Origin of the sequence: Yokenella regensburgei (assembly GCF_051486985.1) — a bacterium.
Taxonomy (GTDB): Bacteria; Pseudomonadota; Gammaproteobacteria; order Enterobacterales; family Enterobacteriaceae; genus CBFFRJ01.
In genome coordinates this window covers 1-24217 of the sequence record NZ_JAHVDV010000048.1, presented here as the reverse complement: position 1 = coordinate 24217, position 24217 = coordinate 1, and the positions used below count along the sequence as shown (strand labels likewise).

Below are 24217 nucleotides of genomic sequence, written 5' to 3'. Positions count from 1 at the left end.
CTGCAACAGGATGGCAGTGAGGCCGGTTATGCCGTGGTGTTCCCGCCAGAGCTGGTGGCAATGCTGGACCGGCTTGAGGGTGAGCTGCGGGCCGGGGCCGTCAGCACGGAGAGCCATCAGTGGCTGGCCGGATGCGGCCTGACGCCGGAGCGCATGGCGGCACTGCTGGAAGCCCTGCCCGTCCCGGCGAGAAAAATTCATCTGTACCACTGCGACCACCGGGGACTGCCTCTCGCATTAGTCAACGAAGACGGCACCCTCGCCTGGCGTGGCGATTATGACGAGTGGGGAAACCTGCTGTACGAGGACAACCCGAAGAACCTCATCCAGTCACTCCGCCTGCCGGGTCAGCAGTATGATGAAGAGTCCGGGCTGCACTATAACCGCTATCGTTATTATGACCCGCGACAGGGACGGTATATCACCCAGGACCCGGTTGGGCTGAAGGGGGGGTGGAATTTATATCTGTATCCGTTGGATCCGGTTACAACTATAGATCCTTTAGGATTAAATGGTTGGACGATACTAAATGGACATTTTAGCCAGGCTGGTTATCAGTCAGCGTTGACAACCGCACAAAACAATGAACCATGGTATATGAATGCTGATGCGTATAGCATACTCAGTAAGACTCATAACGACATGAAAAGATTGAATATAATTGGAGGAGACCAGTTTTTTCATTGTAGTGCATTTTGTCTTACATCTAAATCAAGAGTTGCATCTAGTGGCTATGCAACCTTCCTCGGCAATTTAAAAGAAACAAGAGACTTCTTATTAAATGGTTTTGGATTATATGGAAAAGGAAAACTATCTCTTTATGACATGGTCTTAGACAATGCGGAAGATCTAAAAGTAAATGCGTATGGAATCACCTGTCCTGCTGAGGAGACTTGCTCAGATAGATGTAAAAAATTCATCGACCCAGAGCATAAAAAAACAATAAAACTCCTCATTGAAGAGGGATATCTTAAATGAAGCAAGGAATTATACCGCGACATTTCTTTAAAATCATTACGCTATCCTTACCATGTTGGTTTATTTTTGTTATGACCTACTACTTTATTGGAGAAATTGACGTCAATCGTTATCAATATGAGCACTACTCTTCTATTCCAGAAAATTCAGGAGTAAGGACATGGCTCCCGGATTTCTTTCCAGAAAACTCAAGGAAAATTGATGTCTACTCAAATGTCGATATAAATACATTCGGGGTGAAATTTGAACTTGATGACAAACATAACAAAATATTCTCTAGTGAACTCGTTTACTCTGCATCTTTAGCCGGAGAACTGCTTATGAAAAAAGAGGATGAATTAGTCGAACATGTTTGGTGTAAAGCAGGAATGGATTCAAATAATGCTGAAGAGCTTTATCTTCTAGGAAAATATAAAAAAAAGAATGTTTATTATTTAATAGGTGCCACGCGCTTTCGTAGTATTGGAAAAAACCGTAAGGAAAAGCTAATTGAAGCTGAGAAAAAATTCTGTTTAAAATGAATACGGTGTGCAATTATCTGAATGAGCACATCGCCGAAGAGTTAAAAATCGTAAACCTGGCGAGAAGTCCAACGCATCAACCGCGCCCGGCTGTTGATCCAGTCAACGCCGCTGCCGGTATTTAAAGTGGCTCAATCGGTGGGGTACGCCGATCCGATCTACTTCACGCGGATCTTTCGTAAACATAATGGCATCCCACCGATGGAATATAAAAAATGTTATGAAGGGATGAGTGAAGGCAGATGCTGAAAACATCAACGGCTCCTTTTCGGAGCCGTTTCTTTGTACCGCGGTTACTGCATAGCATGGATTGTTAAGCCATCTCCGCCTGGAGACGCAAAACCTGACGATTGATCTCTGACATAACAGTAAGATGCTGTTTGTCCTTCACTTTCGGGATCAAAATTTTGCCTTTATCGAACTCGAAAGCGCCAACGTCCTTGATATACAACCGTCCACGGAACAGGATTTTCACGTACTTCGCCACCTGAAGTGGGTTGTAACGTTGGAAAATTTTCATTTTTGTATCTCCTGTTGAGTATTACGCCCTTGCGGAGCCACACTTGGCCCGACTGTGATGAGCGCAAATTTTGTTGCCCAGTGACTATAGTCCAGAACATTCAGGACACATAGTCTGTATAAGTTTATTTACCTTTTGATGACAGTTATTCAGAATTTTCTTTGCAGTCCTTTAGGCAAGGCAGTATAAGGCATCGTTTTTTCGCGGTTATGTGCGTTAACCCGCAAACTGGCATCCCGATTGCGGGAAATCCTTATTGATCGCACTTATGATTAAGAGGTTCATTAAGTGGTCGGATCACCTGCAGATAATCAGTGCAAAACAATAAAGGAAACACCATGACCCTACGCAACATCCTGGCAGCCACCTGCCTGCTAATGCCGCTTCTGGCGCATGCTCAAAATTTTGAGACGGGCCAGCGAGTACCACCTGTTGGCGTCGCTGACAGAGGAGAGTTAATTCTCGATAACAGTAAGTTTAGCTATAAAGCCTGGAATAGCGCGCAGCTTCCTGGCAAAGTGCGAGTGGTGCAACATATTGCGGGTCGAACATCGGCAAAAGAGAAAAATGCAGCCCTCATTGAAGCGATCAAGTCCGCCAGTTTGCCCCATGACCGCTACCAGACCACCACTATTATCAACACTGACGATGCGATTCCCGGCTCGGCCATGTTTGTGCGCAGCAGCATAGAGAGCAACAAAAAGCTCTACCCGTGGTCGCAGTTTGTGGTGGACAGCGATGGAATGGTGCGCAAAGCCTGGCAGCTTGAAGAAGAGAGTTCGGCGGTTGTGGTGCTGGATAAAGAAGGAAAAATCCAGTACGCCAAAGACGGCAGTCTGAGCCAGGCGGAGGTGCAGCAGGTTGTCGCCCTGCTGCAGAAATTACTCAGTAAATAGAAACGCGGAAGCCGGGGTTGAGGAAGGATTCACGCGGCGTGTAATCAAGGGTTTTGCCCTGCCAGTCGTGAACGTGCGCCCCGGCAGCCACCGCCACCGCGTGGCCTGCCGCCGTATCCCAGGAGTTAGTTGGCCCAAAACGGGGATATAACTGCGCCTGCCCTTCAGCGACCAGGCAGAACTTAAGCGAAGAGCCAATCGCGGTGGTCTGGTGCTCGCCGAGTTGGGTCAGATACTCCTGCAGCTCGCTGTCCGCAGCAGCATGAGAACGGCTGATAACCACCAGCGGCGGACGCGCGTCACGCACCTGAATCTGCTTGCGGACACCGTTCTCTTCTTTCCATGCCTTGCCGTCCGCTGCCGCATACATCACTTTCAGTACTGGCGCGTAAACCACGCCCAGGACAGGTTTACCCTGCTCAATCAGCGCGATGTTCACGGTAAACTCACCATTACGCTTGATGAACTCTTTGGTGCCGTCAAGCGGGTCCACCAGCCAGTAACGCTGCCAGTGCTGGCGCACTTCCCAGCCGGGCGGGTCTTCTTCTGACAGCACCGGAATGTCAGGCGTCAGCGCCTGTAAGCCACGGATGATCACGCCATGCGCAGCAATATCCGCAGCGGTCACCGGGGAGTCATCGGCCTTGCTGGTGACGTCCATCGGCTGATGACCGTCGTATACGTCCATGATGGCATCGCCCGCTTCCCGTGCGAGCTGACAAATCGCTTCTAACATCGTCCACCTCCTGTTTTTGGCAGTGGGGTTTTTACCCTAGATAATTCATTGGTTTACTTATATCGCATTCAGCCATTATCCGCCAGGTGTGATAGTTGTTGCATTTATGTGGCGAAAATCATGTCAGTATTCACAATTCTGTAAGCAACAAAATGTACATATCACTTTCTTTTGTGGCTCAGATCTAAAAAGGACACCTCTGATGATTAAGTTTAGCGCAACGCTCCTGGCAACGCTGATTGCCGCCAGCGTGCAGGCCGCAACAGTGGATTTACGCATTATGGAAACCACTGATTTGCATAGCAATATGATGGACTTTGATTACTACAAAGATTCTGCGACAGAAAAATTCGGCCTGGTGCGCACCGCCAGCCTGATTAATGCCGCCAGAAGTGAAGTCAAAAACAGCGTGCTGGTGGATAACGGCGACTTAATTCAGGGCAGTCCGCTGGGTGATTACATGGCGGCAAAGGGGCTGAAAAAGGGTGATATTCATCCGGTCTACAAGGCGCTGAATACGCTGGATTATGCGGTTGGTAACCTCGGTAACCACGAATTCAACTACGGTCTGGATTACCTGCACCGGGCGCTGGAAGGGGCGAAATTTCCCTACGTTAACGCCAACATTATTGATACCAAAACTAAAAAACCGCTCTTTACGCCTTACCTGATCAAAGAGACGAAGGTCATCGATAAAGACGGAAAACCGCAAACCCTGAAAATCGGTTATATCGGTTTTGTGCCACCGCAAATCATGGTCTGGGATAAAGCGAATCTGACGGGCAAAGTCACCGTCGACGACATCACCGAAACGGCAAAAAAATATGTGCCTGAAATGCGTGAAAAAGGGGCAGATCTGGTTGTCGTGGTGGCTCACTCCGGACTCTCCGCAGAGCCTTACCAGGCGATGGCGGAAAACTCCGTCTACTACTTAAGTGAAATTCCTGGCGTTGACACCATCCTGTTTGGCCACGCGCATGCGGTGTTCCCGTCAAAAGATTTCGCCGCCATTAAAGGCGCTGATATCGCGAAGGGCACGCTGAACGGTGTGCCATCAGTGATGCCGGGTATGTGGGGCGATCACCTGGGTGTTGTTGACCTGGTGCTGAATAACGATGGTGGAAAATGGCAGGTCATCTCCTCCAAAGCGGAAGCGCGCCCCATTTATGATGCCGCCGCCAAAAAGGCACTGGTGAAAGAAGACAGCAAGCTGGTGGACATTCTCAAGCACGATCACGATGCCACCCGCGAGTTTGTTGGCAAACCTATCGGCAAGTCCGCTGACAATATGTACAGCTACCTGTCACTGGTACAGGATGACCCGACCGTGCAGGTGGTTAACAACGCCCAAACGGCCTATGTGAAGCACTTTATTCAGGGCGATCCGGATCTGGCGAACCTGCCGGTGCTCTCTGCCGCCGCACCGTTTAAAGCGGGCGGGCGTAAAAACGATCCGGCCAGTTTTGTTGAGGTCGAAAAAGGGCAACTCACCTTCCGCAACGCCGCCGATCTTTATCTCTACCCTAATACCCTGGTGGTGGTGAAAGCGACCGGCAAAGAGGTTAAAGAGTGGCTGGAGTGTTCCGCGGGGCAGTTTAACCAGATAGATCCCAACAACAGCAAGCCCCAGTCGCTTATCAACTGGGAGACGTTCCGTACCTATAACTTCGATGTCATTGATGGGGTGAAATACCAGATTGATGTGTCGCAACCGGCCCGTTACGACGGTGAATGCCAGAGCGTCAATCCGCAGGCGGAGCGCATCAAAGATCTGACGTTCAACGGCAAACCTATTAATCCGAATCAGGTGTTCCTGGTCGCCACCAACAACTACCGTGCCTACGGCGGCAAGTTTGCGGGTACTGGCGACAGCCATATCGCCTTTGCCTCCCCGGATGAAAACCGTGCGGTGCTGGCAAAATGGATAAGCGACGAGTCAGCGCGGGCGGGAGAAATACACCCGGCGGCCGATAACAACTGGCGTCTGGCCCCGATTCATAGCTCCGTACCGCTGGATATTCGTTTCGAAACCTCACCGTCAGAAAAAGCCGCGGCCTTTATCAAAGAGAAAGCGCAGTACCCGATGAAGAAAGTGGGCGATGATGAGATTGGCTTTGCGCTGTATCAGATGGATTTGAGTCAGTAAGCCGTGAACAGCCCCTCCCCCGGAGGGAGAGGGATCCCCACCAAATAATACGAGCACGGACAGCCCCCTCTCCGCTTTGGGGAGAGGGTCGGGGTGAGGGGAAACATGCGGCTCTGAGGGTCATTCCGTTCATCTTATGTTCCTTGCTTTTCTGTCACGCCAGAACTCGTGAACGTGCCAGGGCGGTTCACCGCCACCGCCCTGGCGACCCGGGCTCCCGGCCACGAAAATCGCCGCTTCGCGGTTCACGACGCTTAATCCTTCAGGCTTATCGGGGACGGGCGGAGGAAACCTCCCTGTAAAGCCGCCCTCGCCGCGCATCCCTGCGCGTCGCCCCGGCCTTGCGGATACGCGTCGTCGATTTTCAGCCGGACCCTGTCATCGCGGTGACGGTTTTATTCTCATGACGCAGTGTTATCGCTGCAAAAGGTAATATCACCTGGGATTCCTCAGCCCTACAGGGGCAGAGGACCACTCGAGCGGTCTGAAATTTGCCTTTCTCCCTCTCCCTTGAGGGAGAGGGCCGGGGTGAGGGGGAACAGCGGTGCGCTCGTCATACCAAGCGCAACATCTCAGGCGGCGCGATCGTCTCGCGTCGCCAGAACCTGAGGCAAATTCAGCTCAATCCAGTCGGCTAAATCCGCCACTTTCTCGCTCACCTGCTCGCCTAACGGCGTCAGACTATATTCCACGTGCGGCGGTACCACCGGGTAGGAAATACGGTTGAGAAAACCGTCCTGCTCAAGCGCCTGTAATGACTGCGCCAGCATCTTCTCGCTGACTCCCCCCATCTTGCGGCGTAAATCGCTGAAACGGTGCGTGCCGTCACGTAAGGCCACCAGGATCAATACGCCCCAACGGCTGGTGACATGTTTAAGCACGTCCCGCGAGGGACACGACTCAGCAAAGAGATCCCCGTTGCGCAGCTGCTCGCTTAGCGTCGGATTGGTGTTTTTCATACTTACCTTTTTGTACGTACTTACTAAAAGTTAGTTAAGGTGATAGTGTGCCACAACACAAGCCAAACACGAAGGAGATTCATCATGATCGCCATTACCGGCGCTACCGGTCAGCTCGGTGCACTTACTGTTGAAGCCTTACTGGAAACCGTCCCTGCCAACGAGATAGTTGCCATTGTTCGTAACCCGGCGAAAGCCGAAGCCTTAACTCAAAAAGGGGTTGTTGTTCGTCAGGGTGATTACAACGACGCCGCCGCGCTGACCGCGGCCCTGACCGGGGTGGACAAGCTGCTGCTTATCTCCTCCAGCGAAGTGGGGCAGCGTACCTCTCAGCATCGTAATGTTATTAATGCAGCCAAAGCAGCGGGCGTGAAGTTCATTGCCTACACCAGCCTTCTGCATGCGGATAGCTCCCCGCTGGGCCTGGCCGTTGAGCATGTTGAAACCGAACATATGCTCGCTGAATCCGGTATCCCCTTTGCGCTGCTGCGTAATGGCTGGTACAGCGAAAACTACCTTGCCAGCGCGCCGGCAGCCCTGGCGCACGGCGTATTTATTGGAGCGGCAGGTGACGGTAAAATCGCCTCTGCCACCCGTGCGGATTACGCGGCGGCGGCGGCGCGTGTTATGCGTGAAGAGAATCATGCAGGTAAGGTCTATGAGCTGGCGGGCGATGATGCCTGGACGTTAAGCGAACTGGCCGCTGAACTGAGCAAACAGAGCGGGAAAAGCGTGGTGTATCAGAACCTGAGCGAAGCGGATTTTGCTGCTGCACTGAAAGACGTGGGCCTGCCAGAGGCTTTCGCGAACCTGCTTGCGGACTCTGATACCGGTGCCGCAAAAGGTGGCCTGTTTGATGACAGCCGTACCTTAAGCACGCTGACTGGACGCCCGACTACCCCGCTTGCCGAGAGCGTCAAAGGCATTCTGTAACAGTTACAAAATGGTTAATTTTTGTGGCATGCCGCCTGACCATCCTTAATAATGAGAGGATGGTCATGGCGGAGAGTGAGTGTGCAGGGCGTACCGGAACAGTTTGATGACGAGAGAGACAGCGCGCGTTTTCGCCACCTGGCCCAGGTGCCGGGCGTCGAACTTTACCACGCCCATATCTCCCGCTACGCCTTTGAGCCCCATACCCATGAAGCTTTTGGCATTGGCGCGATTGAAGCCGGTGCCGAACGCTTTCGCTACCGGGGCACCCAGTATGTTGCCCCTGCCAACTCCGTCGTTACCATGAACCCGGATGAACTTCATACCGGAGAAGCCGACGGCGCCGACGGCTGGCGTTACCGGATGGTTTATCTCGATCCGTCGTTACTGGAAGAGGTAACCGGTATTCGTCACTGGTGGTTCAGCGATGTGATGCGTCATGACCCGCTGCGCACCCAACAGATCTGCGGCTTGATTCATGGCCTCTGGCACACCGACGATCCGCTGGCGCAAAAAGGATTGCTGCTTGATCTCATCGACAGCTTTCGTCCGCTGGCGCGTCATGCCCCGGTTTACCAGGAGGCCGCCCACCGCTTCGGGCGCGTGCGCGAATTCCTGCATGACAACTACATGCGCCCTCTGACGCTGGATGAGCTGGCCCGGGTGGTGTCACTGAGTCCCTACCATTTCCAGCGCCAGTTTAAGGCCCATTATCATGTCACCCCGCACCAGATGCTGATGGCAATCCGTCTCTGGCGCGCCAAAAATTTCCTCACCCAGGGGATGCCCGCCGCCGAAGTGGCTGCGGCCACCGGCCTGACGGACCAGTCTCATCTCACCCGCGCCTTTACCCATCGCTATGGTATTACGCCAGTTCGCTATCAAAAGCAGGTGGCCCGGCGCTGATGCGCAATCTCATACAATATTCCGTTCCGTGCCCTTTCTACACTGACAGCGAAATTCGTCAATGTGGATGGAAGTATGATTAGTGGTGTGCTGTATGCCCTGCTTGCGGGGATGTTATGGGGGCTGATTTTCGTTGGTCCTTTACTTGTGCCGGACTACCCGGCGGTTCTGCAATCCACGGGACGTTACCTGGCATTAGGTCTGATTGCGCTGCCGCTCGCCTGGCTGGGCCGCCAGCGTCTGCGCCAGCTCACGCGTGCCGACTGGACAACGGCGCTTGCGCTGACCCTGATGGGCAACCTCATCTATTACGTCTGCCTTGCCAGCGCCATCCAGCGCACCGGGGCACCGGTTTCAACCATGATAATCGGCACCCTGCCGGTGGTGATTCCAGTCTGCGCTAATGTGCTCTACAGCCAGCGCGACGGCAGGCTCGCCTGGTCAAGTCTTGCCCCTGCTCTGCTCTGTATTGCGGCCGGATTGTTATGCGTCAACATTGCTGAGCTGCACGGCGGTCTGCCTGATTTTTCCTGGTGGCGCTATGGCTCCGGCATTGCCCTGGCGATGGTATCTGTGGGATGTTGGGCCTGGTACGCCCTGCGCAACGCCCGCTGGCTGCGGGAAAACCCGGACAAAAACCCGATGATGTGGGCCACAGCCCAGGCGCTGGTGACCCTCCCGGTCTCCCTTCTGGGCTATGCTGCCGCCTGCCTGTGGCTGAACCTTCAGCAACCCGACTTTGCTCAGCCCTTCGGCCCGCGCCCCGGGGTGTTTATCGGCCTGATGGTGGCGATTGCGGTGCTGTGCTCCTGGGTAGGCGCATTGTGCTGGAACGTTGCCAGTCAGCGTCTGCCGACGGTGATCCTCGGGCCATTAATTGTCTTTGAAACTCTGGCGGGCCTGCTTTACACCTTTCTGTTACGCCAGTCGGTGCCCGCCTGGCTCACGCTCTTCGGTATTGCGCTGCTGGTCACAGGCGTTGTCATGGCGGTCAGGGCGAAGCCAGTAAAAACCACTGTTGTCCCCCTCTGAACACACCGCCTGACGCTACCGCTCCTGGACGGGGGCGGTGAAATTCATTCCCTCTTGCCCGAAAGGGGTATATCATCGCTTTAAAGATGCATTTAAAATACAACTTATAATTTCGATGATGAGGTAACTGCTATGGCCTTCCGTGACCAACCCCTGGGTGAACTGGCGCTTTCCATTCCACGTGCGTCTGCGCTGTTCCGTAAATACGATATGGACTACTGCTGCGGCGGTAAGCAGACGCTTGCGCGCGCAGCAACGCGCAAAGAGCTGGACGTGGGCGTGATTGAAGCGGAGCTGGCAAAACTGGCAGAACAACCGGTGGAGCAGGACTGGCGCGCTACCGCACTCGACGAAATTATCGACCACATCATCGTGCGTTACCACGATCGCCATCGTGAGCAACTGCCGGAGCTGATTCTGCAGGCCACCAAAGTGGAGCGGGTACACGCAGACAAACCGAACGTCCCTAAAGGGCTGACAAAATATCTCACCATGCTGCACGACGAACTCTCCAGCCACATGATGAAAGAGGAGCGTATTCTGTTCCCTCTGATCAAACAGGGTATGGGAAGCCAGGCCGCCGGCCCCATCAGCGTGATGGAGAGTGAGCATGATGAAGCCGGGGAGCTACTGGAGGTGATCAAACACATCACCAATGGCGTGACGCCACCGCCGGAAGCGTGCACCACCTGGAAGGCGATGTATAACGGCATCAATGAATTGATTGACGATCTGATGGAGCACATCAGCCTGGAGAACAACGTCCTGTTTCCGCGTGCCCTCGCCGGGAATTAAAAAAGGCGCCCGAGAGCGCCCTGTGTCATGGAAGTCATTCAGAGCCGCCAAAGCGGCTCTTTTTTATTTCTGCAGGTTCTGCAGACGTTTCCTGCCAACAATCAGCCAGCCCAGGCCCAGCACCACAAACCATAACGGCGTGATGATCAGCGCTTCACGGGTATCCTGTTCCAGCGTCAACAGCGCAATAACAAAGACAAAGAACGCCATGCAGACCCAGCACATCAGTTTACCCAGCGGCATCTTGTAGATAGAGGTTTCATGCAGCTGTGGACGCTGTTTACGGTAGACGAGGTACGAGCAAAGAATAATCGTCCAGACAAACATAAACAGAATGGCCGAGACGGTAGTGATCATCGTGAATGCGGCAATCGCGCTTGGGTTCACGTACAGCATGACCACGCCACCGAGCAGGCAGATACAGGAGAAGGTCAACCCTTTCGCCGGTACCGCGCGTTTAGAGAGCTTCCCGAAGGCTTTCGGGGCCACCCCGTCCTGCGCCAGGCCGAACAGCATACGGCTGGTCGAGAAGACGCCGCTGTTCGCTGAAGAGGCGGCCGAGGTCAGCACCACAAAGTTAATGATGCTCGCCGCCGCAGGCAGGCCCACCAGCACAAACAGCTCAACGAACGGGCTCTTATCCGGCACCACGGAACTCCACGGCGTCACGGACATAATAACGATCAGCGCAAAGACGTAGAACATGATGATACGAATCGGGATGGAGTTAATCGCCCGCGGCAGGGATTTCTCCGGATCTTTGGTTTCCGCTGCCGTGGTGCCTACCAGTTCAATCCCTACAAAGGCGAAGACCGCAATCTGGAAGCCTGCAAAGAAACCGCTGATGCCTTTCGGGAACCAGCCGCCGTCATTCCACAGGTGTGACACCGAGGCTTCCACGCCTGTCGGCGAGGTAAAGTGGGTTAACACCATCACCAGACCGACAATAATCAGCGCCACGATAGCGACGATTTTGATCATCGCAAACCAAAACTCCATCTCGCCGAACATCTTCACCGTGGCAAGGTTAAGGCTCAGCAGGAGTACCACCACGGAGAGCGCAACGATCCAGTCAGAAAGGCCGGGGAACCAGAACTGGGCATAAGAGGTAATGGCCACCACGTCTGCCATGCCGGTGACAACCCAACAGAACCAGTAGGTCCAGCCAGTGAAGTACCCCGCCCAGGGGCCGAGCAGATCGGCAGCGAAATCGCTAAAAGATTTGTACACCAGATTCGACAGCAGCAGTTCACCCATTGCACGCATGACGAAAAACAGCATAAAACCAATGATCATATAGACAAATATGATCGACGGCCCGGCGAGGCTGATGGTTTTCCCGGACCCCATAAATAGCCCGGTGCCAATGGCACCGCCGATAGCAATAAGCTGAATATGCCGGTTTGTAAGATTGCGCCGTAGCGATTGTTCCGTCGACGCCTCTTCATCGGCGGCGACTTTTACCTGATCTACCATGTTTATTTCCTGTCTGTGTTGTTGAGGCTCTTCTGGCCTTTAAATACGTCATTCGCCCTATCGCGGACGCAACGATATTAGGTAAGAATCGGCGGGATGAATACTCTGAATTCAAGACGATGTTAAATATTTGTTTAAAGTGAGCAGCATATCACTCGTATTAGTCGACGAAGCTCACAAAAATACACCGCCTGTCCTGTATGGCAAGATAAAGTATCGAAATTAATTCATTTATTGAATGATTAGCGTAGCGTGCTCTTCCTCTCCCCCGTCGGGGAGAGGAAAGCACCGTGAAGATTACAGGATTTCCAGTAATTCCACTTCAAATACCAGGGTGCTGAATGGCGGGATAGAGGCGCCAGCGCCACGTTCGCCGTAAGCCAGGTTGTGAGGGATTGTCAGTTCCCATTTGGAACCGACCGGCATCAGAGTCAGAGCTTCAATCCAGCCGCCGATGACGCCATTAACCGGGAATTCAGCCGGTTCGCCACGGGCTACAGAGCTGTCGAACACCGTGCCGTCAATAAGTTTACCGGTGTAGTGTACGCGGACGCGGTCAGTACGTGCCGGAATAGCGCCTTCACCCTGAGTGAGAACACGGAACTGCAGGCCGGATTCGGTGCTGTTCACGCCCTCTTTTTCACGGTTTTCATCAAGGTACTTAACGCCGTCAGCCGCCATCTCTTCGAAGCGAGCACGGCGTACCGCGTCCGCACGTTCATGAATTTCACGCAGCGCACGGTGAACCACATCCACCGGAACAGCCGGTTGTTTGCCTGCAAGCGCATCGGCCAGACCGGCAACCAGTGCTTCCGGTAACAGCCCCTGTAAGCCGGATTCGCTCAGCTGCTGCCCTACCTGCAAACCAATGCCATAGCTGGCCTGCGCTTCAATCGTGTCAAACGTTGGGGTTGTCATGGGTCTTCCTTTCATCACTTTTTAAGGTAGCGCGCAGCATAGCAGCCACACTGCAACGGGTAAAACTTTGTCGCAGTAAAGATGACAAATCGCAGAGAAACAGAAAGAATAGAGCCGGTAAGATTTATCTCAATGTCATGTGAGGACGTATCACATTACGCAGTCGATCAGAGAGTTAGCCATCTATACTCAACATCACAGGATAATAAATGACGCGGAGCAGGAGGAAAGCCATGCCCGGGCGATTTGAACTGAAACCTACCCTGGCGAAAATCTGGCACGCCCCGGACCATTTTCGCATTATGGACCCGCTTCCGTCGTTGCACCGTAAGGGGCTGATTATCGCCTTTCTGCTGGTGGTGATTGGCATCCTGTTGCCCTCTGGGAATGATGCACCGCCTTCTGCTACCGCCTCGCGCGAGGCCCAGCTGGATATCCAGTCGCAATCACAACCCTCTTCGCCCACCCTGACGACTCCGCCCGCACAGACGCCATCGTCGGCACCGCTGGTCAATGCACCGCAGCAGAACGTCCCGCTTGAACCTGAACCTATCCAGGAAGAGCCTCAGGACGACGTACAGACCTCGCAACACAGCGCACTGCCTGCTGCAGAGGGTATTGAGCAGCAATGGCGGACGTATCGTGTTGAAAAGGGTAAAACGCTGGCACAGCTTTTTCGCGATCACAATCTGCCACCGACAGATGTTTATGCCATGGCCAAAGTGGAAGGTGACGGAAAGCCGCTCAGCAGCCTGCAAAGCGGTCAGATGGTTAAGATCCGCCAGAACGCTAACGGCGTGGTGACAGGCCTGACTATCGAAGGTGGTAATGCCCAGTCCGTGCTGTTTACCCGTCAACAGGATGGTAGCTTTATTCGCGCACGCTAACGATGCCTGATGAACCCGGTGGCTGTGCCGCCGGGTTCATCAGGGCGTTATCTGTTACTGGTGGCCTTATTCACCCACCAGATGCCTGAACAGACCAGTACCAGCGCCAGGGCATACTTCAGTTCAACGATGTTTTCGCCAAGGAAAATCGCAGAGAGCAGCGCGCCTGAGACCGGGATCAGGAAATTAAACGGCGCAATCATGCCGACGCGGTTGTACTTCAGCAGCACGCTCCATAAGGCGAACGCGACGGAGGAAAGCAGCGTCAGGTAGCCAAGAATCATTACCGATGAGAGGCCATGTACGGTGAGTGAACCCCCACTAACATAGCCACCGATCATCAGAACCAGGCCACCAAACGCCAGCTGGTATCCCGTCATGACCATCGGGTCCACCGTTTGAGAGATACGCTTACCATACAGCGTGGCGGCCGACAGGATAAACGCCGCCAGCACCACAAACCCATCCCCCATCAGACTGAAGCTGAAATCGAGTGAGCCACTACTCAGGTTGACGACCATCACGCCGCTAAAGCCCAGCACGCAGCCAAGGCTTTTGTTGAAACTGAGCTTGTCGTTCTGGTAGATGAAGTGCGCCAGTAGCACGCTGAAGAAGGTGCCTGTCGCATTCATGATCGACCCTTTTACCCCGGTGGTGAAGGCCAGACCGACGTAGAAAAAGACGTATTGCAGGGAGGTTTGCGTCACGCCAAGCAGGGCTACCTGACCAAACTGCCGGGTTGAGAGGCGACCGAGCGGCTTGCGCTGCGCCATCATGAATAGCAGCAGTAGGAGTCCGGCAAAGAAGAAGCGATAGCCCGCAAACACCACTTTGGACGGAATATCGTCCACCGCAATCTGGAAAATCTCATAACCGCTTTTTATCGCCGGGTAGGCGCTTCCCCAAAGTAGACAACAGAAGGCTGCACCCGCGTATGCCGCTTTTTTGCGCGCAAAGAGAGGAGCAGGGAGCACGGTTTCCATTTAATTCCCCATTTTAAAATTACGTTTTAAATTTGATTATCGCGAAATCGCTAAGGAATGGAAACAGAGAGGATGGTCGCCGGGCAGAAAAGCAAAACGCCGGCACAAGGCCGGCGTTTCTTACGCAACGTCAGAGGCTGAATTATTCAGCAACAACGTTAACGGTCAGTTTAGCAAACACTTCGCTGTGAACCTGGAAGTCCACTTCGTGCTCGCCAGTGGTACGCAGAACGCCGTTCGGCAGACGAACTTCGCTCTTGGCAACGTCAACGCCTGCTGCAGTTACAGCGTCAGCGATGTCGCGGGTACCGATGGAACCGAACAGTTTACCTTCGTCGCCAGCTTTAGACGCGATGGTTACGGTTTCCAGTGCGTTGATTTTCTCAGCGCGTGCATTAGCAGCGGCCAGAACGTCAGCCAGTTTGGCTTCCAGTTCAGCACGACGTGCTTCGAAAAACTCAACGTTTTTCTTAGTAGCAGGAACAGCTTTACCCTGTGGGACCAGGAAGTTACGAGCGTAGCCCGCTTTAACGTTTACCTGATCACCCAGGCTGCCCAGGTTTGCTACTTTATCAAGCAGAATAACTTGCATTACCTTATCCTCTTAAAGTCGTATAAATGGACTGTGCCCGATTACTGATGACGATCAGTGTACGGCAGCAGGGACAGGTAGCGAGCGCGTTTGATAGCGCGAGCCAGCTGACGCTGATATTTTGCACGAGTACCGGTGATACGGCTTGGGACAATCTTACCGCTTTCGGTGATGTAGTTTTTCAGCGTTGCGATATCTTTATAGTCGATCTCTTGAACGCCTTCCGCGGTGAAACGGCAGAACTTGCGACGACGGAAATAACGTGCCATATGGCTAGTCTCCAGAATCTATCAATTCAATCTGCTCGGCATGCAGAACCATTTTGCTCAGACCGTTCTTTGCCTTGTGGCAAGAGATAAACCCCTGAACGATTACTGCACTACCGACCGTTATACTGTGAGTAATGGCCTGGTTTTCGTGTCCGCTAACAATAACGGGCATTTGGCACCACGCCTGCCGGTGAAAGCCGGCTTCCTCCTGCACAGAACGATGCTCAAGCACGAACTGGCAATGAGGAATTCCTGATGGGCTGACCTTTCGAAGGGGCATCCTGCACACGGTGCCGGATAACGCCAGACGGTTGGTCATCAGAAATTACTCTTCAGAATCCCCAGCATCTGCATCATCTGCGGTTTCGTTTGCGAAATCATCGCGACGCTCACGGCGCTCGTCTTTCGCTTTAACCATCGGAGATGCTTCGGTAACAGCGTGCTTAGTACGCATTACCATGCTACGGATAACGGCATCGTTGAAGCGGAAGTTTGTTTCCAGCTCATCGATAACTTCCTGCGGTGCTTCAACGTTCAGCAGAACGTAGTGTGCTTTGTGCAGTTTGTTGATCGGGTAAGCCAGCTGACGGCGGCCCCAGTCTTCCAGACGATGGATCGTGCCTTCTGCTGCAGTGATTGCACCAGTGTAGCGTTCGATCATACCCGGAACCTGTTCGCTCTGGTCAGGATGGACCATAAAAACGATTTCGTAATGACGCATCGAATTGCTCCTTACGGATTATTCAGCCTCCTGTCTGGGTCAGCCGAGGCCCATGGAGGCAAGGAACGTGTTAAAGGTCGGCTGAAAAATGACGCGTCATAATACTTACCTCCCCCCTCAAACTCAAGCTGATTGCGCAAATAATTCGCACTAAGCGCAAAGCCGTATCACCCGCCAGCATTAAACTTAAGGCAAACCGCATCACGGCAAATTTTTGAACGACAGCATCAGAAATGGTCGCGATACGTTTTGGCGGGAAAGCGTAGACTTTACGCATAACGAAACACCAGGACGAACGCATGACCTGACGATGATAAAGTCAGTAGTTGTGGAGCGTAATACCATGAAAAACATCGCAATTTTAGTAACCATGCTGTTGATGAGCGCCAGCGCCACTGCGGCCATCAACATTAACGGTCAACAGGCCCGCAACATGGATGATGTCCAGAGTCTGGGCGTGGTCTACATCAACCATAACTTCGCGCAGGAAAATGATGCGGAAAAAGCGTTGAACAAAGAGGCCACCGCACGCGGGGCAAAATATTTTCACACCCTGATAATGCATGAGCCTGGCACTCATCATAGCCTGCATGCCAGCGCAGAAGTCTACCGTTGAGCGACGACGCTACGGTTTAAGCCTCCTTTAATGGAGGCTTTTTCTTGCCACCGCATCCGGCGCGAAGGGTTTCCCCACGGCTTCCTGCAGCGTGCGTTTTGCTGGCGCATCCTTCCCCTCCTGCCCAAAAGCGGTGAAAACAGCCTTTATGCCGGATAATCATCCGGCATAAAGGCTACTGCGACGATCCTCAGTGGGCCTGAGGATCTGAACGTAAAAGGAGTACGGATTTGCTCACAGGCTGCGTGTAAAAAACGCGACGGTGGCCTCAAGCGCGGTGGGGGTGATGCGGTGCCTGACACCCGGTTCCAGGAGAAAGGTGAGCTGGTTATCCCCCCCTTTTGCAGCCAGCGCCTGCTGGAGACGCACGGTTTCGGCAGCCGGAACGACATCGTCATCTTCGCCATGCCATAACAGGAGCGGTCGATTTCCCAACTGCGGTAAATGCGTTGTAGCATCCCATTGTGCCAGGGGCGCAATAATAGCGTCGAAATCCGTCTTCTGAGCGGGCTGAGTAACGTCAACCGGCGGAAAAAGCGTGCGTGAGAGCGTGGAGAAGTACCCTGACCCCATAAGGCATGCCACGCTGCGCACCTCAGGGTGGTGCGTCATGATGCCGAGCGCGGTCATTCCGCCCATCGATGCGCCCCCCACGGCCAGCCGATCACCTTCCACTACATCAGCCTGATAAAGCGCATCCCGTAGCGCGGGAAACTCCGTAAAATTGCTCTGTAAGATTTGCCAGAACTGTTGCAACCTGCCGTTTTCATCATGATTAAAGCGCGCGCCATGCAGGGGGGCGTCCGGCATAATTACCCGAAATCCGGCCTGCGCCAGCGCCACCGCAAAATAGCTGTAAACCAGCTTTGATGACAAAAACCCGTGGTAAAAAATAATCGTGGGCAGCGGCTGCGTCGCCTTTCCCGCCGGAAAAGCATGGAGCGTTTCGATACCTGCAAAATAGTCAACGTTAAGTTCAATCACTGTCGCCTCCGTGTTCTATAGTGCTGGTATGCCACCTTATAGCGGAAGGCGCAAGTCAGCCTTTTTTAATAAAGCGAAAACTTTGCGATACAGATTACGCTTTCACCGTCTTTTCATTCGAAAACAACGGTGGGGATAACAGATTGGGAACATTCCCCTGAGAGGGAATACCGGAGGAACTACACTATGGCAGTCAGGAAACATAAAAACATGATGCGCATGGTCAGTACACTTCTGCTGACGTTGATGCTGAGCAGTTGTAGCGTGCTGGAAGGTAAGCCGCAGCCGGCGCCCCCGGTCAGTGCGCATCCGCAGGAGATCAGTCGTAATCAGACGCCAGGCCTGCAGGAAATCGGTGCCGTGAGCGTCACGGTGTTAGGTTCACCGATGGATGTTGAAGAGGCCATAAAGGTAAAAGCGACCGAAGCCAGGGCGGATTATTACGTCATTTTAATGATGGATGACACGATTCTCCCGGGACGCTGGTACGCACGTGCCCTTCTGTACCGGCAGTAAAACGCGCGTTGTTTAAGGAAGATTTACACTGATTTTAACCCGTTTATGTTCGCCTGTGCACAATGGATTGTATGGATTCACTCGCGATGGAATGCCCTGTAATTCATCGGGGTAACGTGAAATGGAGCTGATATGAAACGATCTCTTGCCTTAACCTCACTGTTGCTTTCCGTGGGTATGATAACCACATCAGCGCAGTCCGCAGAGTTCGCGAGCGCTGACTGCGTCACCGGCCTGAATGAAATTGGCCTGATTTCTGTCAACAATGTTTCCGGTACGCCCCAGGATGTTGAGCGCGTCATCGCGTTAAAAGCTGATGAACAAGGGGCCTCCTGGTACCGAATTATTCAAATGCAGGAAGACCACCGGGTAGATAACTGGCGGGTTCAGGCCATTCTTTATGCCTGATGAGTGACGACGAAAAGCCACGTTTTAAGAGTGGCTTTTTTGTGCGCCGCTCTTTGTTAACAATGAGTTACCGTAAGGTTCTCTTTGTGTAATATTTAGTTACATTGACAAATTAAATGTTATCGAATTATTGCCGTTGAAGGTGCTGACATTTTTTTCAGCGGATTTTTTATGAGCACCTTTTTCAGTCGCATTGGACTCGGCACCAAACTTTCTCTTTTGACGGGCACCAGCGTCGCCGTGCTTTTTCTGATCTTTACCTTTCTGTTAAGCAATAAAGCCAGCCAACAACTGCAAACCCTGGCGCTGGAAGATCTCCATAATCAGTCCACGGGTGTTCAGGACATGGTGGAGATGTTTAACAGCAGCCTCAGCGAAGAGGTCGAAAGCTATACCCGTCTGTTCGTGAGCTTTCTGCCTCAACCTGTCACTATTGACTCTGCTCAACGCCGTGAAATTAATGGCATCAACGTTCCCTTACTGAAGGGCGGCGACAGTGAACTTCATGAAAATAACACCACGGTAGATGACTTCCTGACGCGCACAGGCGCTATCGCCACACTGTTTGTGCGTAGCGGCGATGATTTTGTTCGTGTCTCCACCTCATTACGTAAAGAAAACGGCGAACGAGCTATAGGAACGCGGCTGGACAAAGCCAGTCCGGCCTATGCGCCGGTGCTCAAAGGCGAGGTTTATCGTGGGCTGGCTCTCTTATTTGGCAAGCGCTACATCACGCAGTACCAGCCGGTGAAAGATGCCAGCGGCCATACGATTGCGATCTTGTTTGTCGGGGTGGATATCACGCATTCATGGGAGATCATGCGCAGTAAGATCCTTGGTCGTAGGCTCGGTGAAAGCGGCCATTTCTACGTACTGGACCGTAATAGCGGTAAAAATTACGGTAACTACCTCTTTCACCCCAGCGAAGAGGGAAAACGTCCGCAGTGGGAGGAGCGTGAGCTGAACAGGGTGCTGCAAGAGACGTCCGGTACGCTGGAGCAACAGAATGCGGAGGGGCACTCCCGCATGCTCTCCTGGATAACCGTCCCAGGCTGGAACTGGACGGTGGTGGGCGAAGTTGATAAAGCGGTACTGCTCCATGACGTCAACACCTTACGCAACCAGTTCCTGCTTGCCGGCCTGGTGCTCTCCCTGGCATTTGCCGCCCTGTTCGTCGTGATTGTTCGCCGCTGGCTGACTCGTCCACTGCGCGATGCCATCGGTCTGGCGAGCCGTTATGCGTCGGGCGATCTCCGGGCCACGCTTGCGGTTAACCGCCAGGACGAGGTCGGGCAACTTATTGATGCTATCAATGGCATCGGGAACGGGCTTCATGCCATCGTGCTTCAGGTCCGTGAATCAGCAAGCGAGATCCACCTTGGTACTAACCAGCTTGCCGCCGACAGCAGTGAGATCAGCGAACAAATCAACAAGCAGGCCAGCAGCGTTGAGGAGACATCAGCCAGCATGGAGCAGCTCGCCGCCACCGTGCAGCAGAACGCGGCCAATATGGAAGAAATGCAGTCCAGGGTAAATGAAACAACGCTGGCTGTACAAACAGGGGGAGCAACCGTTGGCGAAGCCGTTGCGACGATGGACGCGATTCGTATTGCCTCTCAACGCATTGCCGACATCACGAACGTGATTGAATCCATCTCCTTCCAGACCAACATCCTGGCGCTCAATGCGGCGGTGGAAGCCGCGCGTGCCGGTGAGCATGGTAAAGGGTTCGCCGTCGTCGCGCAGGAAGTGCGGGCGCTGGCCGCCCGTAGCGCCAATGCGGTTAAAGAGATTGATGAACTGACCAGTGATACGCTGAAAAAAGTCCGTGAGGGTCACACATTATCTGACAATACACGCCAGGCGATGGAATCCATCACCGCACATATGAATCATATTAATCAACTCGTTAATGAGATCAATAACGCCTCTCACGAACAATCGGCTGGCATTAATCAGGTTAATATCGCCATGACACACATTGGTGAGGCAACCCACATTAACGCCGGACGGGTTTCGCGCAGCGAGCAGACCGCTGGCACCCTGCGCGAAAAAGGGGCACATCTGACCGAGGTTGTTCGCCTGTTTAGCCTGAAAACCGACTAACCCGCACCGCCTGTAGCGCGAAGCAGCAGGTCATTTTTCACCTGCTCGCCGAGCGCTGAAGGGCCACGTATATCCAGCATCATTCTGCACCAGGCTTGTGCCCTGGGCGGGGGAGCATACTGCAACATTTGCGCCCCCGTTCCCAACAGATATAGCTGCTGAACTATCTCCCGCCCCTGGGCTTCCTGCGGTTTGCGTAACTGCTGTTGTAGCTGACGCCATGCCCGATCAAAGTGACGGTCCTGGCCCTTTACCGCCGCAAAACCGTCCTGCAGGAGTTCGAAAGCACCCTGTTGCTTACCGAGCACTCTCAGCACATCAAGACACATAATATTGCCGGAGCCCTCCCAGATGCTGTTGACCGGCGCTTCCCGGTACAGGCGTGGCAGCTCGTTCTCTTCGCAGTAGCCCACGCCGCCCAGCACTTCCATCGCCTCAGCAATAAAGGGCATCCCGGCTTTGCAGACGGCAAATTTTGCGACAGGGGTGAAAAGACGAGCCCACAGCGCTTCTGACGCCGTTGAGCGAGAATCCCAGGCGCGGGCCAGGCGGAATAAAAAGGCCGTCTGTCCTTCGAGTTGCAGCGCCATCCGGCTAAGGACTTCACGCATCATCGGCTGGTCAATGAGGTTTTTACCAAAGGCCTGCCGCTGATGAGCATGGTACAGAGCCACGGAAAACGCCCGGCGCATTAAACCGTGGCTACCGAGCGCACAGTCAAAGCGGGTCAGCCCGCCCATTTTAAGGATCTGGCGCACGCCATCCCCCTCCTCCCCTAACAGCCAGCCGCTGGCCTCGCAGAGCTCCGCTTCGCTGCTGGCATTAGAGCGGTTGCCCAACTTGTCTTTCAGACGTTCCAGGCGGACGCCGTTGCGCTGTCCGTCGGGCAGGAAGCGCGGGACGAAAAAGCAGGAAAGGCCGCCCTCAGCCTGCGCGAGAATCAGATGCGCATCGCTTTGTGGGACCGAGAAAAACCATTTATGTCCCACCAGCCGGTAGCTGTCACCACTGCGCTCTGCACGAGTGGTGTTACTGAGCACGTCCGAACCGCCCTGTTTTTCCGTCATCCCCATGCCGATCAGCAGACCACGCTTTTGGTCTCCTGGCGCAAGATGAGGGTCATAGCGATCGCTCAGTAACGGTTTCAACCAGTCGTGAAAAGCGGTGGGCAACGCCTGTTGCAGCAATGGGGTCGCGGCAAACGTCATGGTGACAGGGCATAACGATCCCGCCTCCACCTGAGCATGGAGCACAAACCGGGCGGCCCGGGCAACGAAGGAACCGCTGCGGGCCTCCTCTTCCCAGGCAAGATTGTGCACACGATTAGCGCAAAGCCCCTGCATCAGCAGGTGCCAGGCGGGGTGAAACCGCACGTCATCCAGCCGGGCGCCCGTCGGGTCATAGCGCAGCAGTTCAGGTGGGTTAACGTTGGCCAGCCTTCCGAGCTCCAGCGACTCCGCCGTCCCCAGTTGCTGTCCGATACTGGCTAGCAAATCGACATCCCAGGCGGCGCCCTCACGTATTACGGCATCGTGCAGTGCGCTATCGGACAGAAAAAGGTTGCTGTTATTCAGGGGGGCGGGTTGATTAAAAACGGTATGCGTTTGCCAGTGCATCACTTCTCCCTCCATCAATGGCATTCCTGTAAGTATGGTCAGATGAGCGGCGCTCCGCCCGCGATAGCGGTCACAAAACAGCAGGTATAGCTGCTTTCTGTTTGCGTTACGCGTACTTAGGGGTAAGGCTTACGTAGATGAAACCAGGAAAGGTGATATCCATGACTACCACTGATGCACAACGCAAAGCGCTGGTCGCAGGCGCTATTGGTAACTTTATCGAATGGTATGAGTTTGCGGTTTACGGGTTTCTTGCCACGGTGATTGCAAAGAACTTCTTCACTCTCGCAGGCGAATCGGCGATCACCAGTCTTATCCTGACCTACGCTGCTTTTGCCGTCGCCTTCTTCTTTCGCCCACTCGGGGCGGTGGTGTTTGGGCGCATGGGCGACCGGATAGGCCGTAAACCGACGCTTATCATCGTGCTGGTGTCGATGACGCTCGCGACAGCGGCCATTGGCCTGGTACCGGTTTATGCCAGTATTGGCGTTGCTGCACCTCTTATCATTACGGGTCTGCGTATTTTGCAGGGATTATTTGCGGGCGGAGAATATGGCGGTGCGGTATCACTGATGACCGAATTTGCGCCGCGAGGTAAACGTGGATTATACGGCGCATGGCAGTCGCTGACCGTTGCCCTTGGTCTGCTGGCGGGCGCTGGCGTAGTGGCGCTGCTCTCAGTACTGCTCAGTCCGGAAGCCCTCCACGACTGGGGCTGGCGTATTCCGTTCTTCATCGCCCTGCCGATGGGTGCCGTTGCGCTCTGGCTACGCGTTCATATGGAAGAAACGCCCAGCTTTGTTCGTCAACAAACGCAGGTCGCGCCTCCGCAGGCAGCCAGTTTCACCAGTACGTTGAAAGCCATCATCACCGGAATTGGCCGGCTGATGGTCTGGTCAGCGGCAGGCTATACCTACCTGGTCATTATGCCGACCTACCTGCAGTCGGCGCTGCACACAGGCTTTAACCAGGCGCTGCTAATCGCGGTGATTTCCAATGTCGGGTTCGCCGTGACGATTATCCCCTCCGGCATGCTCAGTGACCGGATAGGTCGACGCACCGTGATGGTCACCGCCGCAATCCTGCTGCTGGTACTGGCGTTGCCGTTACTGAAAATTCTGCAGGCAGAATCCAGCACGCTGCTCATCAAAGCGCTGGTGGTGTTTATCGCAGGTGGACTGGTGGGGATGCTGGCAGGGCCAGGGCCTGCCATGCTTGCCGAGATGTTCCCGACCCGCGTTCGTTATACGGGGCTGGGGCTGGCCTATTCGCTGTCGAATGCGATTTTTTCAGGCTGTGCGGGGCTTATCATCACCGGGCTGATTAAGCAGACGGGGAATCTGGATATTCCGGCGTATTACGTGATGGCAACGGCGGTAGTAAGTGTGATTGCGCTGATGACCCTCAGGAAGGACGACCATCAGCGCTCACTGGAGGAGTAGTGCGGCCTGATACGAGCACAATCGGTCCCCTCTCCCTTGAGGGAGAGGGATCCCCAGAAAAAAATGCGAGCACGATCGGTCCCCTCGCCCCTTTGGGGAGAGGGTCAGGGTTAGGGGAAACATGCGGCTCTTGTGGTCATTCCGTTCACCTTATGTTCCTTGCTTTTCTGTCACGCCAGAACCCGTGAACGTGCCAGGGTGGTTCACCGCCACCACCCTGGCGACCCGGGCTCCCGGCAAGGAAAATCGCCGCTTCGCGGT

The 24217-nt window shown here is 54.0% G+C and carries 27 protein-coding genes and 1 pseudogene; 15 read left to right on the top strand and 13 right to left on the bottom strand.

The window, feature by feature from the left end; all coding sequences use genetic code 11:
• The 3 genes and pseudogenes from KXR87_RS22205 to KXR87_RS22195 form a co-directional block, all read left to right on the top strand.
• On the top strand, window positions 1-978 hold a 978-nt coding region (locus KXR87_RS22205), incomplete at its 5' end, for an RHS repeat-associated core domain-containing protein (RefSeq protein ID WP_437434363.1).
• On the top strand, window positions 975-1499 hold the full coding sequence (locus tag KXR87_RS22200) for a hypothetical protein (RefSeq protein WP_437434362.1): 525 nt from the start codon (window positions 975-977) through the stop codon (window positions 1497-1499). The genes KXR87_RS22205 and KXR87_RS22200, both read left to right, overlap by 4 nt.
• Window positions 1493-1748: pseudogene (locus KXR87_RS22195) on the top strand (helix-turn-helix domain-containing protein); the annotation flags it as partial. The gene KXR87_RS22200 and the pseudogene KXR87_RS22195, both read left to right, overlap by 7 nt.
• Before the next feature lie 64 nt (window positions 1749-1812).
• Here the strand turns inward: KXR87_RS22195 and KXR87_RS22190 are convergent.
• A complete protein-coding gene (locus tag KXR87_RS22190) occupies window positions 1813-2019 on the bottom strand; it encodes a DUF1107 domain-containing protein (protein WP_437434361.1) in 207 nt (68 codons plus the stop codon).
• A 338-nt stretch (window positions 2020-2357) separates the two neighbouring features.
• Here KXR87_RS22190 and KXR87_RS22185 point away from each other — a divergent pair, with 338 nt between their 5' ends.
• Entirely contained in the window at window positions 2358-2915 is a 558-nt protein-coding gene (locus KXR87_RS22185) for a YtfJ family protein (RefSeq protein WP_437434360.1), read from the top strand.
• On the opposite strand, the gene cysQ is transcribed toward KXR87_RS22185, so the two are convergent.
• The gene (gene cysQ, locus KXR87_RS22180) at window positions 2905-3651 is read right to left on the bottom strand and encodes a 3'(2'),5'-bisphosphate nucleotidase CysQ (RefSeq protein WP_437434359.1); all 747 of its coding nucleotides are present in this window, start codon (window positions 3649-3651) and stop codon (window positions 2905-2907) included. The two genes, KXR87_RS22185 and cysQ, sit on opposite strands and share 11 nt — an antisense overlap.
• Before the next feature lie 202 nt (window positions 3652-3853).
• Here cysQ and KXR87_RS22175 point away from each other — a divergent pair, with 202 nt between their 5' ends.
• Window positions 3854-5797: a bifunctional 2',3'-cyclic-nucleotide 2'-phosphodiesterase/3'-nucleotidase gene (locus tag KXR87_RS22175; protein WP_437434358.1), complete on the top strand. Its 1944-nt coding sequence runs from the start codon at window positions 3854-3856 to the stop codon at window positions 5795-5797.
• Between the two features lie 572 nt (window positions 5798-6369).
• Here KXR87_RS22175 and KXR87_RS22170 read toward each other — a convergent pair.
• Window positions 6370-6756, bottom strand: a complete 387-nt coding sequence (locus KXR87_RS22170) for a winged helix-turn-helix transcriptional regulator (protein WP_437434357.1) — start codon at window positions 6754-6756, stop codon at window positions 6370-6372.
• An 84-nt stretch (window positions 6757-6840) separates the two neighbouring features.
• On the opposite strand from KXR87_RS22170, the gene KXR87_RS22165 reads away from it, so the two are divergent.
• The 4 genes from KXR87_RS22165 (at window position 6841) to ytfE (ending at window position 10422) form a co-directional block, all read left to right on the top strand.
• Entirely contained in the window at window positions 6841-7689 is an 849-nt protein-coding gene (locus KXR87_RS22165) for an SDR family oxidoreductase (protein WP_437434356.1), read from the top strand.
• 81 nt (window positions 7690-7770) lie between these two features.
• Complete coding sequence (locus KXR87_RS22160; protein ID WP_437434355.1) at window positions 7771-8595, top strand: AraC family ligand binding domain-containing protein; 825 nt, start codon at window positions 7771-7773, stop codon at window positions 8593-8595.
• 75 nt (window positions 8596-8670) lie between these two features.
• Window positions 8671-9627: a DMT family transporter gene (locus tag KXR87_RS22155; RefSeq protein WP_437434354.1), complete on the top strand. Its 957-nt coding sequence runs from the start codon at window positions 8671-8673 to the stop codon at window positions 9625-9627.
• 132 nt (window positions 9628-9759) lie between these two features.
• Complete coding sequence (ytfE, locus tag KXR87_RS22150) at window positions 9760-10422, top strand: iron-sulfur cluster repair protein YtfE (protein WP_437434353.1); 663 nt, start codon at window positions 9760-9762, stop codon at window positions 10420-10422.
• A 63-nt stretch (window positions 10423-10485) separates the two neighbouring features.
• Here the strand turns inward: ytfE and cycA are convergent, their stop codons facing one another.
• Together cycA and fklB are read right to left on the bottom strand one after the other, a co-directional pair.
• Entirely contained in the window at window positions 10486-11898 is a 1413-nt protein-coding gene (gene cycA, locus KXR87_RS22145) for a D-serine/D-alanine/glycine transporter (RefSeq protein WP_437434352.1), read from the bottom strand.
• 297 nt (window positions 11899-12195) lie between these two features.
• On the bottom strand, window positions 12196-12816 hold the full coding sequence (gene fklB / locus KXR87_RS22140) for an FKBP-type peptidyl-prolyl cis-trans isomerase (RefSeq protein ID WP_437434351.1): 621 nt from the start codon (window positions 12814-12816) through the stop codon (window positions 12196-12198).
• 233 nt (window positions 12817-13049) lie between these two features.
• Between fklB and KXR87_RS22135 the strand changes: the two genes are divergently transcribed.
• Window positions 13050-13703, top strand: coding sequence for a LysM-like peptidoglycan-binding domain-containing protein (locus tag KXR87_RS22135; protein WP_437434350.1), 654 nt, complete (start codon window positions 13050-13052; stop codon window positions 13701-13703).
• A 47-nt stretch (window positions 13704-13750) separates the two neighbouring features.
• Here KXR87_RS22135 and KXR87_RS22130 read toward each other — a convergent pair whose 3' ends face one another.
• From KXR87_RS22130 to KXR87_RS22105, 6 genes are all read right to left on the bottom strand, one after another.
• The gene (locus tag KXR87_RS22130; protein WP_437434349.1) at window positions 13751-14686 is read right to left on the bottom strand and encodes a DMT family transporter; all 936 of its coding nucleotides are present in this window, start codon (window positions 14684-14686) and stop codon (window positions 13751-13753) included.
• A 142-nt stretch (window positions 14687-14828) separates the two neighbouring features.
• Entirely contained in the window at window positions 14829-15278 is a 450-nt protein-coding gene (rplI, locus tag KXR87_RS22125) for a 50S ribosomal protein L9 (RefSeq protein ID WP_437434348.1), read from the bottom strand.
• Window positions 15279-15319: 41 nt separating this feature from the next.
• Complete coding sequence (rpsR, locus tag KXR87_RS22120) at window positions 15320-15547, bottom strand: 30S ribosomal protein S18 (protein ID WP_000135199.1); 228 nt, start codon at window positions 15545-15547, stop codon at window positions 15320-15322.
• A gap of 4 nt (window positions 15548-15551) precedes the next feature.
• Window positions 15552-15866, bottom strand: coding sequence for a primosomal replication protein N (gene priB, locus KXR87_RS22115; RefSeq protein ID WP_437434347.1), 315 nt, complete (start codon window positions 15864-15866; stop codon window positions 15552-15554).
• Window positions 15867-15872: 6 nt separating this feature from the next.
• Window positions 15873-16268: a 30S ribosomal protein S6 gene (rpsF, locus tag KXR87_RS22110; protein WP_006686337.1), complete on the bottom strand. Its 396-nt coding sequence runs from the start codon at window positions 16266-16268 to the stop codon at window positions 15873-15875.
• Window positions 16269-16338: 70 nt separating this feature from the next.
• Window positions 16339-16545: a hypothetical protein gene (locus KXR87_RS22105; RefSeq protein WP_437434346.1), complete on the bottom strand. Its 207-nt coding sequence runs from the start codon at window positions 16543-16545 to the stop codon at window positions 16339-16341.
• A 66-nt stretch (window positions 16546-16611) separates the two neighbouring features.
• Here KXR87_RS22105 and KXR87_RS22100 point away from each other — a divergent pair, with 66 nt between their 5' ends.
• Window positions 16612-16884 carry a DUF1471 domain-containing protein gene (locus KXR87_RS22100; protein WP_437434345.1) on the top strand — a complete coding sequence of 91 codons (273 nt, stop codon included), beginning with the start codon at window positions 16612-16614 and terminating at the stop codon, window positions 16882-16884.
• Window positions 16885-17118: 234 nt separating this feature from the next.
• Here the strand turns inward: KXR87_RS22100 and yjfP are convergent, their stop codons facing one another.
• Window positions 17119-17868 carry an esterase gene (gene yjfP, locus KXR87_RS22095; RefSeq protein ID WP_437434344.1) on the bottom strand — a complete coding sequence of 250 codons (750 nt, stop codon included), beginning with the start codon at window positions 17866-17868 and terminating at the stop codon, window positions 17119-17121.
• A 186-nt stretch (window positions 17869-18054) separates the two neighbouring features.
• Between yjfP and bsmA the strand changes: the two genes are divergently transcribed.
• The 3 genes from bsmA (at window position 18055) to KXR87_RS22080 (ending at window position 20898) form a co-directional block, all read left to right on the top strand.
• Window positions 18055-18384 carry a biofilm peroxide resistance protein BsmA gene (gene bsmA / locus KXR87_RS22090; protein ID WP_437434343.1) on the top strand — a complete coding sequence of 110 codons (330 nt, stop codon included), beginning with the start codon at window positions 18055-18057 and terminating at the stop codon, window positions 18382-18384.
• Window positions 18385-18516: 132 nt separating this feature from the next.
• Window positions 18517-18792, top strand: a complete 276-nt coding sequence (yjfN, locus tag KXR87_RS22085; RefSeq protein WP_437434342.1) for a DUF1471 family protease activator YjfN — start codon at window positions 18517-18519, stop codon at window positions 18790-18792.
• Between the two features lie 171 nt (window positions 18793-18963).
• Complete coding sequence (locus tag KXR87_RS22080) at window positions 18964-20898, top strand: methyl-accepting chemotaxis protein (RefSeq protein ID WP_437434341.1); 1935 nt, start codon at window positions 18964-18966, stop codon at window positions 20896-20898.
• On the opposite strand, the gene KXR87_RS22075 is transcribed toward KXR87_RS22080, so the two are convergent.
• Window positions 20895-22514 (bottom strand): isovaleryl-CoA dehydrogenase, encoded by a 1620-nt coding sequence (locus KXR87_RS22075; protein WP_437434340.1) that lies wholly within the window; start codon window positions 22512-22514, stop codon window positions 20895-20897. The two genes, KXR87_RS22080 and KXR87_RS22075, sit on opposite strands and share 4 nt — an antisense overlap.
• Before the next feature lie 161 nt (window positions 22515-22675).
• Here KXR87_RS22075 and KXR87_RS22070 point away from each other — a divergent pair, with 161 nt between their 5' ends.
• Window positions 22676-23956, top strand: coding sequence for an MFS transporter (locus KXR87_RS22070; RefSeq protein WP_437434339.1), 1281 nt, complete (start codon window positions 22676-22678; stop codon window positions 23954-23956).
• The last annotated feature ends 261 nt before the right edge of the window (window positions 23957-24217 follow it).